Here is an 18993-nt window from a genome sequence, read left to right as displayed (position 1 = left end):
GCGCTGTTTGGTGAGTGTCTGGAGAGAGCCGAAGAGCCCGCGACTTGGTGGCTGAGAGCATCGGATTCGAAGTTCGACACACATCATGATGCTAGGCTGATGGTGAGACCATCTGGTCCTCGCAAAGTGTGACCCCCGAAATCGGCATGTAGAGAAAAAGCGCGGGAAGTACCCCTTCTAGCACAGAGACTTACGCCTCTCTGCGCTCTTCCGGCAGAGCCGCCGCCGAATAGTGGCGCAATTACGCGCTTCTTCGGCGCCGTTTGGTGAGTGTCTGGAGAGAGCCGAAGTGCCCGCGACTAGGTGGCTGGGGCGCCAGGATTCGAACCTGGGATCACGAGACCAAAACCCGTTGCCTTACCGCTTGGCCACGCCCCATCACGCTTGTTCGGGAGCCGCTCCGTCGCCAGGCGAGCCGAGCGACTCAACCGGCGGCCCGGCTTGGGGCCGAGCGGGCTGCCGTCGTACCAGCATCGGGCCCGTTCGGCAATGGATCGGCCCATTCGGCGCCAAAAAACTTTGCGCCGAACCGCCCACCTCTTTGTTGCGGGCGGGCCCCTCCCCGTCTATATACGGTCCTCTTCCAGCCAAATCTCTGGTCGTGGCGGAGTGTAGCGCAGCCTGGTAGCGCACCTCGTTCGGGACGAGGGGGTCGCAGGTTCAAATCCTGCCACTCCGACCATTGATTGGGCTGATGAAATCCCCCCGCGCAGAGGCCCCGCTACAGAGGCCAGACGATCAGAATCATGGGAACGGCCACGATCGCGATCACGGTCTGAAGCGGCAGCCCCAGGCGCCAGTAGTCCCCGAAGAGATAGCCCCCCGGGGCCATGACCAGCGTATTGGACTGATGTCCGATCGGCGTGAGGAACGAGCATGAGGCGCCGACCGCGACCGCCATCAGGAACGGGTCCGGGCTCACCTGCAGCCGCTCCGCTAGCTGGAAACCAATCGGGGCCATGAGGACCGCCGTGGCGTTGTTGTTGATGGCGTCCGAAACGAACATGGTGCCGACCAGCAGCAAGGCGATCATCCACACCGGCGCGAGGTCCGCGCCGAGCGCCGTCATACCATCGGCAATCAAGGCCGCGCCGCCCGTGGTCTCCAAGGCCTGACCGACCGGGATCATGGCGCCGAGCAGGACGATCACGGGCCAGTCGATACTCTCATAGATCTCTGTCGGGCGCACGATGTCGGCGATCACCACGCCCACGGCCCCGGCAACGAAGGCCATCTGAACAGGGAGAAGATTCGATACCGTGGCCGCGATCGCGAGCGCGAAGATACCGCCGGCTAAGAGCAAGCGGCGCGGCCGGTCAATCTTCAGGCTTCGCTCGGCCAGCGGCAGACAGCCCAGCTCCGTGAGCGTGCTCGCCATGGTCTCGGACGGGCCTTGCAGGAGCAGCACATCGCCGATCTGCAGCCGGATCTTGCCGAGGCGAGTGCGGACCCGCCGCCCGTGACGCGCGATGCCGAGAAGGTTGATGCCGTAGTCGCGGCGCAGCGTCAGCGCCGTCGGCGTCTTGCCTTCCAGGCGCGATCCCGGCTTGATCACGGCCTCGGCCACTTCGACTTGATCGGATTCGATCCTGTGCGGACTGAGCCCCTCACTGTCGAGCAGCTTGAGACCGGCGGCATCCACGAGCTCCTTGATCGAGTCCGGCTCCCCTTCGAGGATCAAGACATGGCGCGCGTGCAGCTTTTGCGTGGCCGCCGGGGCCACCTGCCGTTTCGTCCCTTGCACAAGACCGACGATGCGCGCCTCGTTGTCCACGAGCTTCTCGACTTCCTGAACCGTCCTACCCCAAGCCTTGCCCTTTTTCTGTACGCGCGCTTCCGCCAGATAGTCTCCAACGTCGAGCGCATCGTCGGCGGACCCCCGGCGGTCGGCGGAGAGAAGGCGAGGCCCCGCGAAAATGATAAAGGCGAGTCCCGCCAGCGCCACGGCCAAACCGACAGGCGCAAAGGCGAACATCCCGAACGCCGTCCCTGTCTCGGTCTCGCGAAAAGACGCGACGATCAGGTTGGGCGGTGTGCCGATGAGCGTGACCATGCCGCCAAGCAGTGAGGCGAACGCAAGGGGCATGAGGGATCTCGCGGGCGCGTAGTTATTCCGATAGGCATTGCGCAGCGCGACCGGCAGCATGAGGGCGAGTGCGCCGACATTGTTCATGAAGCTCGACAGAACCGCGACCAGCCCGGCTTGCGAACTGATCTGCAACGTCTCGGAACCGCGCAACGGCGATAGAAGGCGGACGATCACGTCCACAATGCCGGCATTCTGAAGGGCTCGGCTCAAAATTAGAACGGCGGCCACCGTGATGACGGCCGGGTGAGCGAAGCCGGAGAAAGCCGCGTTGACCGGGATGAGCCCTGTAAGCGTGACAGCCAACAGCGCCAGCATCGCCACCACGTCGTAACGGAAGCGCCCCCACAGAAAGAGCGCGAAGGCCAGAAACAGAGTCCCGAACGCGATGGCTTGATCCAAGTTGAGCATTCTGTCCTTCCGGACTCCTAGTCCTAAGCCACGGGATGTCGCGCAGGCACATAAGTGCGTTCTGCGGCGATACCGCGAAACCGGAGACTATCGCAATTCGTGGGACAGAGAAGCGATGACCGCTATAGCCGTCCAATCGGAGACGACGCATACCAGCGGCGCTGCATCCCCCGCCGGTTTGCGCTCAGCGAGGGATGCGTGACGCCTCAGCGCTGCTTGAGCGGCTCCAAGGCCGCGGCGGTCTTTGCCAGCCGAGCGAGGTTCAAGAACTCCGCACGGTAGCCGAACGGGTCCTTGCCGCGCGCGCCCTCGGCGAGCGCGATGGCATCGTCGATGGACCAGTCGCCGGTGTAGCGGCCGCCCTTCAGCACCTGCCCGAAACCGGCGACAGCCGCGGCGAAGCGCGCGTCCGTGTCGGCGGCGCTCGTGGATGGAACCGCGTCGGCGGTCGTCACAGGCGTGCTGATCAGCTCGCTCTTGTCGCCGTCGGGCTGCTTGTAGCGAATCTTCACAAAAGCCAGCTCGTCCGAATTCTTGGATGCTGGAGACGTCTCAGCCTCGTTCGACCTGTACCGCAGGTCCTCGACAAAGCGCCCCGACGATCCGGCCGGCACGATCTCGTAAAGGGCCGTCACGGTGTGACCGGCGCCGATCTCGCCCGCGTCCACCTTGTCGTTGTTGAAGTCCTCGCGGTTCAGCTTCCGGGTCTCGTAGCCGATCAGCCTGTACTCTGAGACGGCGGCGGGATTGAACTCGACTTGGATCTTGACGTCCTTGGCGATGGTTTGAAGCGTGCCGGCCGCATCGTCGACCAGCACTTTGCGCGCTTCGTTCAGCGTGTCGATATAGCTGGCATTGCCGTTGCCGTTCTGTGCGAGCGCCTGCATCAGCGCGTCGTTGTAGTTGCCCGCACCGAAACCGAGGACGGACAGAGACACGCCCTTCTCGCGCTCGCGCGCCACGAAGTCCTTCAGCGTCTCCTTGTCCGAAATGCCGACATTGAAGTCACCGTCGGTCGCGAGGATCACGCGATTGATCCCATCGACCTTGTTCGCTTCAGCGAGTGCATAGGCCTGCCGGATCCCCTCGCCTCCCGCGGTGGAGCCGCCTGCCGACAGAGTCTCGAGCGCGGCAAGGATCTTCGGCGTGTCCGATACCTTGGTCGGCTCCAGCGCCGTGCCGGCCGACCCCGCATAGGTGACGATGGACACCGTGTCGTCCGGATCGAGCGAGGTGAGCAGAAGCTTGAAGGCGTTACGCAGGAGCGGAAGCTTGTTCTGCGCCTGCATCGATCCCGAGGTGTCGATCAGAAAGACCAGGTTCGCGCGCGGTTGCTGCGCTGCCGCCAGCTCATAGCCCTTGATGCCTATCCGCATCAGCTTGGTGTCGGCGTTCCACGGGGTCGGCATCAAGGAGACATTCGTCTTGAAGGGTACGGCCGCGCTGTCGGGACCTGCGTAGTCGTACGGGAAGTAGTTGACGAGCTCCTCCACGCGGATCGAGTCCGGCGCGGGCAGCACACCTTGGTTGAGCCGCGAACGCATGTAAGCGTATGACGCCGTGTCCACGTCGATCGAAAAGGTGGAGACCGGATCCTCCTTGACCACCTTCACCGGGTTCGGGTCGAAGGCCTCGAAGCGGTCGCGCCCCTGTTCAAAATAGTCGGGTGCCGGAATGTCCATCTGGCGCAGGCGGGCCGCCGGCACGGCGTAGCCCGATCCGGGAGCCGCCATCTGGGAACGTCCAGCAAAGAAGCCGGACCGTGCGTCCGTTACCGGCGCACCCTGCATGCCTGGCGCCGGCAATGCCTGCATTTCGGGCGCAGGCGCCATCGCCGCTTCATCGTCCTGCCCGACGGGGGCCGCAGGCGTGGGCTGGCCGGTCGCCATCTTCATCGGGTGTTCTTGTGCCGTCGATGTATCTCGGTTCGCGACGGCGTCTCGATCTGGCTTTGCCGGTGTCGGCGCAGCCTCCCGCTTCGCCAGCTTCGGCTCCGTGGCGGTTTCCCGCCAGTCCAACAAATCGGGTCTCAGAGAATGGGTCGACAACACAGCCAAGGTCAGGACGGCGAGGCTCGCGCCACCGGCCAAAACGGGGGTCCAATTGCGATTCGACGGTTTCAATGCGGTCACGATTGCGCTCCAGATTGCCGACGGCCCCATGCCGCCACTGGAGGTATGACGACGCCCAGGCGCTGTTCCTTGGGAACGGGCCGCATGTTTTTCGGCAAACCGCGCCATGGCGAGGTTGAGCGCTGCCTGCCGCGCTTGCGGATCGGGCGCAGGCGGCTCGCCCTGCAACGCGTCTTTCAACTGGTCGAACTTGTCACTCATCTCTCTTCGTCCGCGCGCTGTTTGAGGGTCTTGCGCAGTTCATGCATGCGCCAGGAGACGGTCGATTCCTTCACGCCGAGAACGGACGCGACTTCGCCGTGGCTTAGTTGCTGGGCCAGCACGAGCACCGCGGTCTCCCGTATCTCGTCGGGGAACTGACCGAGCGTTGTCCAAACCCATTCGAGCTGGCTGGCGCGATCGGCATCCGCGGCCCGGCGCAGATCGTCCACATCCGCGAAGTTGGCCATCGCCCGCTGACCGCTCGCTTGGCGCCGGCCCCAATCCCGGCAGGCGTTCAAGACAATCCGGTAGAGCCAGGTGGTGAACTTCGCCTCGCTGCGGAAAGAGCCCAGCCGGTCGACAAGGCCGATACAGATATCCTGGGCGATATCCTCCGCATCGGCTCGGGTGCCGACGAACCGGTACGCCAGCCGGAAAATGCCGTCATAGTGGCGTTCCAGCAGGACACGGAATGCCTCGGCGTCCCCCGCCGCGGCTTGCTCCACCAGCTCGTTGTCTCCGGTCGGCATGCGCATGTCACAAGGTTGGACGATGCTGGCGCCCGAATCCTTGGGCGTTCCCGAAAATTATTTTCAGGGGCTAATCGGTGCTACGGCGTCTGAGCGGGCTGCCAGGTGTCGTCCGGGGCGAAAGTGTCGATCTTGCTTGCGGTCTCCACAGTGTCCTCGCCGAGGTCCTTCTCGAGGACCGGACTGTCCTGATTCACGATGAACGTCATGATGCCGGAATTGTTGTACTCGGCGGGAAAAGCGATCAAGGCATAGCCGCCCGTCATGCGGCCATCCTCAACGTAGTCGCGCGCGCCGCCTTCGGCGCCCTTGCCTTGAGCTTTGAGGATGCGGAAGTAGTACCCGTGATAAGGGATCGGATTGATCCCATCGGGCTTGTAGCCTTCTGCGATGATCTCGGCGAACTTCTTGGACAGCGGGCTCTCGCGCTCGCTCTCCTGCGTCGGCCAGTAAAGTCCGTCCTTTTTGCCGGGCGTGCTCATGATGCGCTGCGCGTATGCCGGAGGCTTTCCACCGTCCGGATTGAGCGCGAGGTAATCTTCCTGGGCCTTTATATAACCGCGCGCCGCCTCGATGGCCGAGAGTTCATTGCGGCCGATGCGCCGAATGAGAATCTCCTCGAGGCCGCCCTCGGTGTCGAACTCCCACTTGCCGTCCTCGGTTTTCACGACCGGGATCGGAAACGGCCAATCGTCGTCGCCGAGCAGGAGAACCACAAAATCGTCTCCTTCCGTCTCGAGTTCGTGGCCCTTGTCGTAGGCTTCCATGAAGCTCTCACGCGCATTCTTGTCCGCAACATCGTCGCCGGAGCTGATGACGTCTTGGCCTTCCGGCCCGAGAATTTCCAGCAGCTTCTGTTTGTCTCCGGCGCGCGCCGCACTCACGAGTGCTTCGATCGCAGCATCGGCGCTGTCGAACTGCTGTGCGGCTTGCGCCTGCGCGCAGAGGACGAAAAGCGAAAGGCCGAACACCGCGCGGCACAGTTGTCGAACTAAGGACATGTCATCCACCACTCTAGAGTCTGATTCATTGCATCTAGGCTTCTAGTCTTTTGCCTGCCGGCGTCTAGCGGCGCCGGCCACCGCCGCCGGCACGGCGTCCGCCGCCACCGCCTCTTGAAATATGTCGGCCGCCAGCGCTCGCATGTCCGCGCGACGAGGCCTGGCGCGCACGGGCGCCGTCGCCCTTTTGAAAGGCATTGCCGCTCGGCCGGCTTTGCGGCTTTCTCGCCGCAGGTTTGCTTACGGCCGGCTTCTTGGCCGCGGGCTTGCTTGCGGGCCTGTCCCTCAAATTGGCTTGGGCGCCACCGCCACCGGGGCGATTTGCAGCCCCTGGCTTCGGTCCACCGCCGCCTCCGACTTTGGGGCGATCACCACCGCCGGTCCCAGGCCGGTTCGCGTCAACACCCGGCTTCTTGAGCCCAGCCTCGATGTCGCCAACCGATGGACGGCCGCCGCCTGCCCCGCCGGGACGCTTGTCTCCGGGAAGATTGCCGGGGCGCCCATCGCCGCCACCGGGCCGCTTGTCGGCCAGGTTGGCGGCTCCCGAGCGCGCCGCGCCGCCGCCCGGCTTTTTCAAATCCGCTTCGAGATCGCCGACCGTCGGCCGGCCGCCGCCATTCCCGGGACGGCCGTCTGCACCGCCAGGGCGCCGATTACCGGCGTTGTCGCCGACATTGTTGCCGATGTTGGTCCGATCGCCCTTGTTCGCGAATTTGTTCTGCACCTCGGTGTTGTTGTACTGGACGCCGCGCCGGTGCTCGGAATTGTGTTCCCACTTTTGAGCGTTGACGTTGTTGCGGTTGATCGTGTTGCCGCTGATGTTGCGATTGACGTTCACGTTGATGTCGTTGCGGCCCCAATTGATGTCGTTGCCCCATATCGCATTGCCGATTGCAAATCCGGCACTCCATGCGAGCCCGGTCGCGAGCGCGCTGCCAAAACGGTAGCCCGGCGGCGGCGGGAAGTAATAGGGCTGATAGCTCGGATAGGGCCACGCGCCGTAGACAACCGACGGCTCGTAGTACGGCACGTAGATCTTTTCCGGATTCGTCGGCTGAATGGCGATCACCTGCTGGGACGGCGCGCTTTGCGCTGAGGTCCCTGCCCCGCTGGTCGATCCAGCGTTGTTCTGCACGACGGTCTGCGTCACGGTCACGGTCTGCTGCGGATTGGACTCAAGCGTCCCGTTCGCTTTGGCGCGCGCCCGCAGGGCCTGAACGGCGTTCATGACATCCGACTGCTGCGCGAGCACCGCATCACCGAGCTTCTGGGTCCAGTCGAGATCCTTATTCATCATCTCGAGGGCGTCGGGAACGGATACGAGATCCTTGATGCTGTCGTCCCAATCTTGCTTCGCCAGCGCCTCCTGCAAGGCGTCGCCCTTGAGGTCCTTGTTCTTCTGATACCAGCGTTCCGCCTGCACGATCTCCAGCGGATAGGTCGAGGCGATCAGAACATTGGCGAGGAGCGGATCGGGGTAGAGCGCGATGGGAGCCACGAGCTGCTCGAGTTCGGCCTGGCTGAGCTTTGTGTCTTGCGACCCGTTCGACGGCGCGGCATCGGCATTGTCGGATGCGTCCGTCTGAGGCGGCGGCGAGACGGCTTCGACAACCGAATCCGAGTCCTGGGCATCGGTCGTTCCAGCGCCGGCGGGCGCTTCCGTCTGCGGAGGCGGCGACACGGCCTCCACAACCGAGTCAGAGTCCTGCGCAAGGGCCGTTCCGTACGCCCAAAGCACGGACGTGAACGCCACTGAGACCGCAAGAAACCGCATCTTCTCACCCATGGTCGATATCCTCACCATTTTCCCGGTTCTGACCAGGCACCGAAGCACCGGGACAAAGCGCGCGGGCCAGTAGCCGCACCGTTTATGACCAAAACACGGCGCGGCTCCAACTGGTTGCACACTCTCTACAAGAAGAGTGCGACGCGCTGAACAAACCAGACGGCCGCCAGCGAACCGATCCCGTAGCCTGCAGCCGTCCGGATCCAAGAACGATCGAGAGAGAAGACCCGGCGGACAAGCGTGCTGACGCCGACCACCGTAAACACGAACAGCAACTGCCCCGCTTCTACGCCGAGATTGAACGTGAGAAGCGCCGCCGGGACGTCGGATTGCGGCAGCCCGATCTCCTTCAGCGCGCCGCCAAAGCCCAAACCGTGCAGAAGCCCAAACGCGAAGGCGACCAGCCACGGCATACGTTTGGTGAGATCCGACTCCGGCCGTGTCTGACGCACGACCTCCGCCGCCACGAACATGATGCTGAGCGCGATGACGGCCTCCACAGGCGCTTGCGGGATCTGGGCCCAGCCGAGGGCGGCAAGGGCAAGCGTGATGCTGTGGGCCACGGTAAAGGCGGTGATGACCTTGACCAGCATCCATACGTCGCGAACGAGCAGGAGGAGAGCAAGGACGAACAGAAGGTGATCGATACCAAGCAGTATGTGCTCCACGCCCAGCAGGAAATAGGTGCGGGCCGTCTCGACCCAGGTGGGCGCGGCCGCTACGGTGAAAGACGGACTGTCAGGCGTGAGGCGAGCGGCCTGCACGGCGCCGTCCGCAGACTCGACTCGCACGACCACGTCCGTGAACGTGCCGGAGAGGCCGTCGATCGACACCTCGCGGTGGGCGAGACCGCCGGGGCAACGCACTGCCGAGTGTTCCAAAAGTGCCGCGCCGGACCGTTCGATTCGGGGCGGCGATGTCTCCGCGCAATCTGCCGGCAGCCGCACATGAAGCCCAAGGCGCATATCGCCGCGCGCCGGCACTTTGAAACGAATGTCGTACGTGTCCGCGCCTGTCTGTCGGATTTCCAGGAAGCCGGGGCGTAGTTCATGGGAGTCCGAGGCGCTGTGAAACCCGACCAGGAGGACTACTGCCGCGAGGAGTCGGATCACTCCGCTTCCCCCTTCTCCAGCCGAGAGGATTTCTCGGACGGCGACGTCTCAGGACGTCGCGGCATCTTTTGCCGGGGAGACTCCAGCTCCGGCAGGACGATCTCGTACTTCGCGCGCAGCTGGTCGTAGGCGTCCGCCTGGTACTCCTGGCGTTTCAGATTCCGCCAATCGCGAAGCACGGCATCCCTCACCTCGTCGAGATCAGGATCGTACCCCTCCTCGCGTTTGGTAACGCGCACGAGATGCAGCCCGAACGGCGAGGTAATCGGTCCCGCCCACTGTCCCTCCGGAGCGACCGAAACGTCTTTCGCAAAGTCCTCACCAAAGTCGCGCTCGACCGCGCGCAACGGCGAGAGCGGCACCGACTGCGGGAGCAGCGTGGGGTCGCCAATGTCGTCAGGATTGTCGCCCGCCTTCAGAGCCTGAAGCATTTCCGCGGCGCGCGCCTCCGCATCGCCGTCGGAGCGCTTCGGATCGATGAAGACCTGTTTGAACGCCAGCTTCGGCTCGACACGATAGGCGTCTTTGTGGTCATCGAGATAGGCTTGCAGCGCTGTATCGTCCGCGGCCAGCGCCTCTTCGCCGGGCTCCGACAGGAACTCCATCTTCTGCTGCATGCGGCGGCGAATGAGGGTGTCGTCCCGATCGAGGCCGCGTTTGACGGCTTCGCGGTAATAGACCTCTTCCTTGATGAAGGCGTCCACCAAACCCCGCAGTTCCTGAGGCGTCGGCGGCCGTTGCCAGGTCTTCGCGAAAACCTGCGCGAGCTGCAGGACACGGCCCTCAGTCACGACGATGCGGTCTCGAGTCTCTGTCTCGTCGCCGTCTGCAAACAAGGAATAGGCCGCAAATACAGCCGCGCCGACAAGCACGAAATGAACAAGCGGTTCGCGCAAAAGCCTGCCAAGCACACTCATGCAGGTCCCCGTGCGTCCATGGCCGAATGCGTCACGCGAATCTCGCTAACCCTGCGGCGTGTACCAGATGGGCGAGGTGTAGGCACGTTCGGTGACCGTCATCGGCGTGTCGGCATCGAACTTTGCGTCTTTGAAATAGGCGGCGTCGAAGGCCGTCCAACGTGGCGTCGGGATTTCAAGGACGCGGGCATAGTAGAAGGCCCTCAGCGAGGGATCGAAGTCCGGGTCCTGCCACACCGTTATCAGCTCCGGCGCGCCGATCGTGTTCGTCCAGGTCGCCTTCTCGACATCGACCGTGCTGCCGACCAACGGCACCTTGCCGTCTTCGCCAGGCTTCCGGTCACCTGCCCACACGACGTCGTAAATCTTTTCCTGCATCTCTCCATTCGCATCGACCCATCCCTTGACGATCTGAATGCGATCGAGATTGCCGGAAATCGGGTCCTTCAATGCTGCGACAAGAAATGTCGGTGCACCGCTGCCTTCAGGCGCCGGCGGGAGGTCGCCGCCCATGGGCACGCCCTTGCCGTATCCGACCGTGCCCGGATCGCGGCGCTCTGCATCGTCCTTCTCGAAGTCCCAACCGCCGAAGAAGCGGACGAAAATCCGCGAGCCGGTCGTGCCGTAGACCTCTTTGCGTTTCATCGCATCCCAGATAGACGCGCGCGTGTTCTCAGGTGCCCAAACAGCGGTTAGGCCCGAGGCGCCAAGCTGCCAATCCTTCACCGTGTTGCCGTCGAAGTCGAAGGCGTTGCCGGTGGACCGCTCAGGCGACGGTTCGCTCGCCGGGAACTTGCCGAAGAAGTTGTTCTCCTCGGCCGAGGAGACGCCGGTATGGTCGTCGGTCGAACCGAGCAGGCCGAACTTGAAGGGGTTGGTGCCGAGCTCGGGCTCGAGTTTAAGGCCGCGCTTCAGCGCTTGGCGCGCATACTCGTACTCGATCTCGCCCGGCTTCTTGGGCACTCCGGCGAGATTGTATTTGTCCCAAATCTCGAAGTTGGCGAATTCGTCGGCGGGCGCGAGCTTCGGATGCTGCTCGGAGGTGCCCTTGCTCTGCGTGACCTCGTAGAGAGGTTCCCAGCGCGCGCGCTCCTCGGCCCATTTCGCGTCGATCGGCTTGCCGTCCGGTGTCTCCGTCGCGAACATCAGCCCGTTTGAGAGGTTGCCGTTGTGCGGAACTGCCAGCACCCGGCCGCCGGTCTTCTCCTCGTACATTGACATCCAGTCCCAAAGTTCGTTCGGAATCTCGGTGTCGAAGGTCGTCAGTGGACGGACCTGATCGGCTTTCGTCTTACCGTCGCGGTACACGACATTACGGTGCAGGTTGTTGCCGCCGCCATAATTAGAGGTCCATTCGTAGCCGATCAACGCGGTGAACCTGCCCGGCTCGTTGTGGCTCTCCACGATCTCGGTCATGTTGTGCCACATGTCGAACTGGACGTTCGGGTCCGTCACGGCCTTGGGCAGTTTGCCCTGACTCTGGAGCGTGATCATCTCCATCACCACCGCGCTCGCCTTCTCGCCGCCCGCGTTCATGCCGTCGTGCCATTCCTTCAGCTTGGGATCGGCGAGCAGCGACGGGTCACCTTCGAGGACGCCGCTCATCACGCCGAGCGCATCCGAATGATCCGCGACCATCATGAAGTCGTAGGGACGTGACAGCTTCACCTTTTGACCGGTGCTGGAGGTGATTTCCGCGCCCTTGGCGTATTGCAGCGCCTCATCCGGCCCAACCCGCGTCCCAGCGGCGATCGCATCCGGTGACCATGACGTATGAAGATGGATCTCGCCCCATAGCGGCCGGGTAGGGAAACTCCGCCCGGCGTAGGGCGAGTAGCCCGGCTGATTGAAGAACCGCTCGACCTCGGCGCGGTCGATGGTCCCCCCGTCCGTGGTCACGCTTTGCGGCGCTTGGGCCGCAGACGGAAGGACAAGGACTGTTGCCGCGGTTGCGGCAATCAGAGGCGATGCGAAGCGAACAGCCATGGCTTTTCCTTCCTTTAGGACGACGGCGAGTACCAGATGGGCGAGGTGTAAGCGCGCTCTTGCTGCTTTCGGAGCGCCCGGTCCGGCGCATGTGTTCCAAATATCTTTTCGTCGTAGGCGATCCAGCTCGGCGTCGGGATCTCGAGCACGCGCACATAGTAGAAGGCGCGCTGTGTCGGATCGAAGGTCGGGTCTTCCCAGTAGCCGGCCAGGACCGCGTCGCCGATAGTGTTGGTGTAGGACGCATTCGGCACGTCAACCGTATCGCCAACCGGCGTCTTGCAACGTCCGTCCTCGTCGATCTTGCGGCCGCCAGATACGGCTATGTCAAAGACGCGTTCGCGCGACTTGCCGTCAGCATCGACCCAGCCCTTGATGATCTGGATGCGGTCGAGGTTGGCGCCGTCAGCGTCGCGCAGGGCACGCACCATGAACTTGGGCGAGACGCCTTCCGGTGCACCCGTTAGGCCGCCGCCCATGGGCACGCCTCGCTGGTATCCCTGCGGTGCAAAGTCAGGGCGTTGGACCTCTTCAGGCTCGAAATCCCAGCCGGCGAAGACCCGAACGAGCATCCTGGTGCCGGTCGTCGCATAGACTTCCTTTCGCGCCATGGCGTCCCAGATCGCCTCGCGCGTGTTTTCCGTGGCCCATACACCGGCAAGCCCGGACGCGAGAGATTCCCAGTGATAGACGTTCAGGCTCCCGTCTCCGTCCTCCCGGAGGTCCTGCGAGACCAGGTCATCGAACCGGGCTTCGGTCCCCGGCTCGGCGCCTGCAAACTTGCCGAAATAGTTTTCTTCGCGCGTGGTGGCGAGTGAGGTGTGGCTGTCGGTCGAACCAATCATGCCGAACTTGAATGGGTTGACTCCGAGTCTGGCTTGCTGCTCCAGGCCAATCCTGAGTGCGCTGCGGGCGTATTCGTGCGGCAGCATTTGCGGTTCCTTGGGATTGAGACCGAAGTCACCCTTGTCCCATTGGTAGTAGTCCGCAAACTCGTCAGTGGGTGACAGCAGGGGATGGGCCTCGCCATCGCCCTTCATCTGCGTGACCTCGTAGATCGGCTCCCAATGCATCCGCCGCTTGGCATAGGCGGCGTCGATCGGCTGGCCGGACATGGTCTCTACCGCAAACATCAAGCCTTGGGACAGATTACCGCCATGTGGGATGGCAAGGGCTCGGCCTCCAGTCTTTTTCTCGTAAGCCTCCATGTAATCCCAGAGATCTTCTGGATCGGCCGAGTCGAAAAAGCTGAACGGCAGGACCTGCCTGGCCGCTTTCGCGTCGTCCCGGAAGATGACGTTGCGATGCAGGTTGCGGAGATCCGGCGTCGAGGTCCATTCGAAGCCGTGAAAGGCGGTGAACACGCCGGGCTGATTATACTGGTCCACCGCGTCGATGATCTCGTCCCAAGCCGTGCGCTGCAGCGCCGGATTGGGCATGGAATCTTTTCTTTCCGCACCGCTCTTCTTCCATAGCTGGTAGGCCTCCCAACCTTTTCCCGACTTCACCAGGTCGTGGTATTTCTTGCCCATCGGGTCTTTCAGCAGCTCCGGATTGGATTCCTCGATCATTGGCGCGAGGCCCAAATTCTCGGAGTGGTCTGCCACAACAAGAAAATCGAGCGGCCTGATCAGGCGGGCCGGCACCCCGGTCGACGAAATGACCTGTTCGCCTCTGGCGAAGCGCAAGGCCTCCTCCGGTCCAAGCGTGTTGCCCACCATGCCGGCATCGGTCGAATAGGACGTGTGGAGATGGGTATCGCCCCAGAAAACGCGATTGGGATAACTTTGGTGGAGATAGGGCGAATATTGCTTCTTGCCGACGCTGATGTCTTCTTTGGTGACCGCAATATCCTGCGCGGGCGCGATGGCGGGAAGCAGGACCCACGCCGACGCAGCGATAGCAGAAACTAGAAACGGCGAAGTGTGGGCATTCATCACTCTCTCCTTTTCCTTCCTTTAGGACGACGGCGTGTACCAGATGGGTGACGTCCAGGCGCGTTCCTGAATCGACGTGGGCAGGCCTTTCGGCACCTCGACACCTAGTTTAGCTGCGTCAAATGTCGACCACCGCGGCGTTGGGATCTGCAAGACGCGAGCGTAATACACGGCGGGCACCGCGGGATCGAAGTCGGGGTCTGTCCAGTTCGCCATCAACTCAGTGGCGCCGATGTCGTTGGTGTAGCTGGCGGTCGCGACGTCGACCGTGTTGCCCACCGGCTTGATCGCGCCGGAGCTGTCGGGCTTGCGGCCGTCCGAAAGCGCGATGTCGTAGATGCGCTCCTTCTGTTCGCCGTTCTCGATCCAGCCCTTGACGATTTGGATACGGTCGAGGTTCGCGCCATCGGGCTCCTTCGTCGCCGCAACAAGCAAGGTCGGCGCGCGCCCCTCGGGGGCAGCTCCGAGATCGCCACCCATCGGCACGCCGCCGTCATAGGCCGTCTGCAGCCACTGGCTCCTGTCCATCACGTCCTCGGGATACGCGTAACCGCCGAAGAGGCGTACCTTCAGGCGCGGGCCGGACGTGGCGAATGTCTCCTTGCGCACCATGGCGTCGAACAAAGCCTCGCGGGTATTGGACTCGGCCCATACACCGGCCACGCCGCCGGAACTGAAGCGCCGCACCTGCTCAATCGCGGACTCGGGAACACCCGGAGGCCCTTCGAGCCGGTGACGTGGATCGAGCTCGAAGCCGAACTTGCCCGTGTAGTTGTTTTCCTCGATCGATGCCGCGGCGTTGTGCGTGTCGGAATCTCCGATGAAGCCATATTTGAAGGGATTGCCGCGACCTTCCTGCTGATATTTGAGCCCCCGTATGATGGCCTCTCGCGCGTAGCCGCCGAGCCTATGCTCAGGGGGTACCGCATCCGGCGAGAGCGTGTAATCCCAGATCTCAAAGTCGGCGAACTCGTCGTTCGGACTCATCGGCGGGTAGACTTCCGACGTGCCCTTGATTTGGGTTAGCTCGAAGAGAGGCTCGTTGCGCATGCGAGCGGCCGCGTAGTCGCCATCGACGTTGACGTCTCCATAGGCTTGACCAACCGGAAACATCATGCCGTCGCTGGCATTGCCGTTGTGGGGAACGGCGAGCAGCTGCGCCCCGCTCTCGCGCTGAAGCTCCATCCATTTCCACAACTCGGCGGGAACGTCCGTATCCATGGCCGAAAGGGCCATATCCGGAACATGCGTGGAATCCCTGAAGAGGACGACGCGGTGCAAATTTCGCCAGTCCGGCGCCGAGGTCCACTCAAAGGCCGGGAAGGTCGTGAAAGTGCCCGGCTTGTAGTGCTCGTCGGCGGTCTTCACGATTTCTGCCCACACCGTACGACGGATCTTCGGGTCATTCAGTTCCTCATCGGGGTGGTGCTCGTAGATCGTGTCAGAGAGCTTGCCATAGGCTGCGAAGGCCGCTTCCGGGTCGCCACCGGTAATGTCCGCCGCCAGAGGATGCTGACTTAGCGGATTGGATTTGTCCTCCATCAGCGGGAGCACACCGATATATTCGGAATGGTCGGACACCGCATACCAGTCGAGCGGACGCAGAATCTGCAGATCGGGAAGTCCCTCGCCCGCCGAGATCGCTTCGCCCTTGGCCCAGCGATAGGCGGAGTCCGGCGTGGTGATGGAGTCGTTGATATACGCATCGAACGACCAACCGGTATGGACGTGCAGATTGCCAAAATAGGCGTCGCGCAACGGGTTGGGCTTGATCTCCTGCGCCGTCGCAGCACCTGCTGCAGTGACCGCGAGGATTGAGGTGGCGATGACTAGTCGTAACATGGGCGAGCTCCGTTCGATTGCTATCCTCGCGGCGTGTACCAGATGGGCGACGTGTAGGCGCGTTCTTGGGTCGTCATCGGCACGTCGCCGGTCATCTCGACGTTGAAGCGCTTGGCCTCGTAGGCCGTCCAGCGCGGTGTCGGGATCTCGATGACGCGCGCGTAGTAGAACGCCCGCTGGTCCGGATCGAAATCCGGATCCGTCCACACCGTGATCATCTCGGGCTCGCCGATGGAGTTGCTCCAGGTGGCGTTTTCGACATCCACCGTATTGCCCACGGGCGGCAGCTTACCGTCCGGGCCCGGCTTACGATCGTCGCTCCATACGACGTCGTAGACTTTTTCCTCGGTCTCCCCGTCCGCATTCATCCAGCCTTTGACGATCTGGATGCGATCGAGATTGCCGCTATAGGGATCCTTCGCCGCCGCAACCAAGAAGGTGGGCGCCTTGCCCTCCGGCGCCGCGCTGAGATCGCCGCCCATGGGTACGCCTTTGGCATAGCCCGCGGACGCCGGAAGCCGCGTCTTGGCGTCGGCATCATCGAAGTCCCAACCGCCGAAGAACCGCACAGTCATTCGCGGGCCCGTGGTCGCGTACGTCTCTTTGCGCTTCATGGCATCGAAGATCGCCTCGCGCGTATTCTCAGTCGCCCAGATGCCTGCATAGCCGCCGGCGGCCTGCTGCCAGCCCTTGATCGTGAATTCGGGATCGGGCGCTTCGATCACGACATGCTCCCACCGATGGGGCTCGGGCTCGACGCCGGAATGCTTGCCGAAGAAGTTCTCCTCCTCGACCGCCGCCATCGACGTATGCGAGTCCGTCGAGCCGATCATGCCGAACTTGTAGGGATTGACGCCAAGCTTGTCCTCGAGCTTCAGCCCGTTCTTCAAGGCTTCGCGGGCATACTCCCATTGCAGCATGTCCTTCGTCTTCGCCTCGGTGCCGTTGAGGTTGGACTTGTCCCAGGATTCGTAGTCCGCGAATTCGTCGTTCGGCGACAGGAAGGGGTGCGTTTCGCCGTCGCCCTTGATCTGCGTGACCTCGACCAGCGGCTCGTATTGGGCCCGCATGGCTGCGAGCTCTTTCGTTAGCGGCTGACCGTCGAATGTCTCCACGGTGAACATCCGCCCGTTCGACAGATTGCCGTTGTGCGGAATCGCCAGAACCTCGGCGCCGATTTTGTCCTCGAGCGCGGCAAGATGCTTCCAGAGGTCCTCAGGGTTCTGGCTGTCATATTGCGAGAGCGGAACGGTGCGGTTCGCGACGCTGGCATCGCCGCGGAAGATCACATTGCGGTGTAGGTTGAAACCGCCGATGGCGGTCCACTCATAGCCGATCAGCGCCGTGAACCTGCCTGGCTCGTTGTATTTGTCGGCGAGCGCCGTGTAGTTCTGCCATGCGTTCTTCACCGCCGCGTCGCTCTTGATCGGCGGCTCGTCGCCCGACAGCGACACGACGATTTCCATCGCCGTATCGAACTTCTTCTGATTGTCACCTTTGGTGAGGGCGTCATACCACCGCTTGCCAGGCTCCGTGGACAGGATCTCCTGATCGCCGCTCAAGAGCTGCGGCATCAGCCCGTACATCTCGGCGTGATCCGAGATGACGAGAAAATCGAGCGGACGGGATAGCTTCGCGCGCAGCCCGTGGGTGGTTGTGATCTCCTCCCCGCGCGCAAAGCGAAAGGCGTCTTCCTGGCCGATGCGGTTCATCGTACCGGCATCTACGGAGACCGCGGTGTGCAAATGGGTGTCGCCCCAATAGACCTTGGTGGGAAAGTTGCGGCCCGCGTAGGGGGAGAACTGAGGCGGCGTGATCTCAGCCACTCCTTCCTTGGTCGGGAGTTGGATGACTTCCTTCGTAACCGAGTCTTGCTCGGCGGCAGCCGACCCTGCAAAGAAGAACCCCGCGGACAGTGCGAGCCCGCACGTGATCAGTGACGCGTGTGACTTCATGATCTCCTCCTCAGATATGCGGACGCACTTCTTATTGGGTCGGTCTATCCTCCCGTTGGGAAAAGCAGTTGGATCTGGAAGCGCGCCTGCCAGTCCGGACCGCCTTCAGGCGTGATGACGTTGTCGTATGCCTGCAAGGACATGTTCACCGGCTGCGAGCCGATGTTGAACACGCGGCCCACACCGCCACCGATTGGCACAGTCCACTGATCGTCGGCGGACGCCTCCCAATTGGCGGTGAGGATCGGCGCGGAGGTGAGATACCAGCCGTGCTTGAGGTTGTAGTTCACGAAATACTGGAACAGGAAGGCGTTCACGTCCGGTTCGCTGTTGTCGCCGGCGAATGACCAGATGTTGTTGACGAGCGCACCGACCACCCATTTGCCAGGCGTCCATACGATGGCCGCCGTTGGCCCCGCCCCCCATTTCTCCGGACCGAGGCTGCTGTCCGTGGCCGTCGGCAACAGGAAGGTCGGGCCGGCGCCGATCATGAGCGTCGGGCTGACCTGATTGACGAAGAAAAAGCTCGGATTGAAATTGCCGAGACCGAAATCGCTCTCGTCACCTTGATAGACCGCCGGCTGATACACGACCGGCAAGATCCAGCGCGTGACCAGGTTCCAATCCTCGTTCAGCTTGAATGGAATCACCGGCTGGACGTTCAGGATGTTCTGGTCGTAGTCGTAGGGCCCGACATTGAAGTTCGTATTGTTCTGAAACGGAACCGAGATCAGATTGGCGATGGGGTTCTGCGCTTCTTGCGCGAGGTTGCCGCCGTCCTGAGCGGCAGCCGGACAGGCCAACGCGATCGCGCTTGCGGCTATCGCCACATAGCTGCGGAACCCAACCATCGACGCCTCCACGTCTTTCGTCTTGGCTCCCGTGGGAGCGCGTCGACGGTACCATACTCAGGCGTAGGTGCGCGAGAATGGGCTGATGAAACTTTGCCTGTGGTGGACTCTTGGATGAGCGCTGCGGCCACTAACTGAAGGCCGCGTGCGGCCTGATTTCAGTCATATTTTGCGCACGAACCGGTGTGAGCTTGGCGGCCCCATAAGGGGGCGCGGCGCGCGACCCGTTCTGCTATCGTCCGGCTC

The 18993-nt window shown here is 62.8% G+C and carries 12 protein-coding genes and 2 tRNA genes; 1 reads left to right on the top strand and 13 read right to left on the bottom strand.

Going from position 1 to position 18993, the window contains the following annotated elements:
- Positions 1-304 precede the first annotated feature (304 nt).
- A tRNA-Gln gene (locus GL4_RS05345) sits at positions 305-378 on the bottom strand.
- Between the two features lie 227 nt (positions 379-605).
- Here GL4_RS05345 and GL4_RS05340 point away from each other — a divergent pair.
- Positions 606-682, top strand: a tRNA-Pro gene (locus tag GL4_RS05340).
- 39 nt (positions 683-721) lie between these two features.
- On the opposite strand, the gene GL4_RS05335 is transcribed toward GL4_RS05340, so the two are convergent.
- The 12 genes from GL4_RS05335 to GL4_RS05280 all read right to left on the bottom strand — a co-directional run bounded on the left by GL4_RS05335 (position 722) and on the right by GL4_RS05280 (position 18747).
- Positions 722-2497: an SLC13 family permease gene (locus GL4_RS05335; RefSeq protein WP_052464149.1), complete on the bottom strand. Its 1776-nt coding sequence runs from the start codon at positions 2495-2497 to the stop codon at positions 722-724.
- A 206-nt stretch (positions 2498-2703) separates the two neighbouring features.
- Positions 2704-4830 carry a vWA domain-containing protein gene (locus GL4_RS05330; protein ID WP_045365332.1) on the bottom strand — a complete coding sequence of 709 codons (2127 nt, stop codon included), beginning with the start codon at positions 4828-4830 and terminating at the stop codon, positions 2704-2706.
- The gene (locus GL4_RS05325) at positions 4827-5366 is read right to left on the bottom strand and encodes an RNA polymerase sigma factor (protein WP_052464148.1); all 540 of its coding nucleotides are present in this window, start codon (positions 5364-5366) and stop codon (positions 4827-4829) included. Before GL4_RS05325 ends, GL4_RS05330 begins: the two co-directional genes overlap by 4 nt.
- A gap of 74 nt (positions 5367-5440) precedes the next feature.
- Complete coding sequence (locus GL4_RS05320) at positions 5441-6361, bottom strand: DUF2950 domain-containing protein (protein ID WP_045365329.1); 921 nt, start codon at positions 6359-6361, stop codon at positions 5441-5443.
- A 64-nt stretch (positions 6362-6425) separates the two neighbouring features.
- The gene (locus GL4_RS18070) at positions 6426-8147 is read right to left on the bottom strand and encodes a DUF3300 domain-containing protein (protein WP_052464146.1); all 1722 of its coding nucleotides are present in this window, start codon (positions 8145-8147) and stop codon (positions 6426-6428) included.
- Between the two features lie 125 nt (positions 8148-8272).
- Positions 8273-9259, bottom strand: a complete 987-nt coding sequence (locus tag GL4_RS05310) for a HupE/UreJ family protein (RefSeq protein WP_045365326.1) — start codon at positions 9257-9259, stop codon at positions 8273-8275.
- Entirely contained in the window at positions 9256-10176 is a 921-nt protein-coding gene (locus GL4_RS05305; protein WP_045365324.1) for a peptidyl-prolyl cis-trans isomerase, read from the bottom strand. Before GL4_RS05305 ends, GL4_RS05310 begins: the two co-directional genes overlap by 4 nt.
- Before the next feature lie 45 nt (positions 10177-10221).
- On the bottom strand, positions 10222-12162 hold the full coding sequence (locus GL4_RS05300) for a DUF3604 domain-containing protein (RefSeq protein WP_045365321.1): 1941 nt from the start codon (positions 12160-12162) through the stop codon (positions 10222-10224).
- A 14-nt stretch (positions 12163-12176) separates the two neighbouring features.
- On the bottom strand, positions 12177-14099 hold the full coding sequence (locus GL4_RS05295; protein ID WP_045369534.1) for a DUF3604 domain-containing protein: 1923 nt from the start codon (positions 14097-14099) through the stop codon (positions 12177-12179).
- A gap of 21 nt (positions 14100-14120) precedes the next feature.
- Entirely contained in the window at positions 14121-15941 is a 1821-nt protein-coding gene (locus GL4_RS05290) for a DUF3604 domain-containing protein (protein WP_045369530.1), read from the bottom strand.
- A 20-nt stretch (positions 15942-15961) separates the two neighbouring features.
- Positions 15962-17896 (bottom strand): DUF3604 domain-containing protein, encoded by a 1935-nt coding sequence (locus GL4_RS05285; RefSeq protein WP_045365319.1) that lies wholly within the window; start codon positions 17894-17896, stop codon positions 15962-15964.
- Positions 17897-17940: 44 nt separating this feature from the next.
- Positions 17941-18747, bottom strand: a complete 807-nt coding sequence (locus GL4_RS05280; RefSeq protein WP_197539061.1) for a hypothetical protein — start codon at positions 18745-18747, stop codon at positions 17941-17943.
- Positions 18748-18993 lie beyond the last annotated feature (246 nt).

It is taken from the genome of Methyloceanibacter caenitepidi (assembly GCF_000828475.1).
Classification (GTDB): domain Bacteria; phylum Pseudomonadota; class Alphaproteobacteria; order Rhizobiales; family Methyloligellaceae; genus Methyloceanibacter; species Methyloceanibacter caenitepidi.
This window is presented reverse-complemented; position numbering and strand designations above follow the sequence as displayed.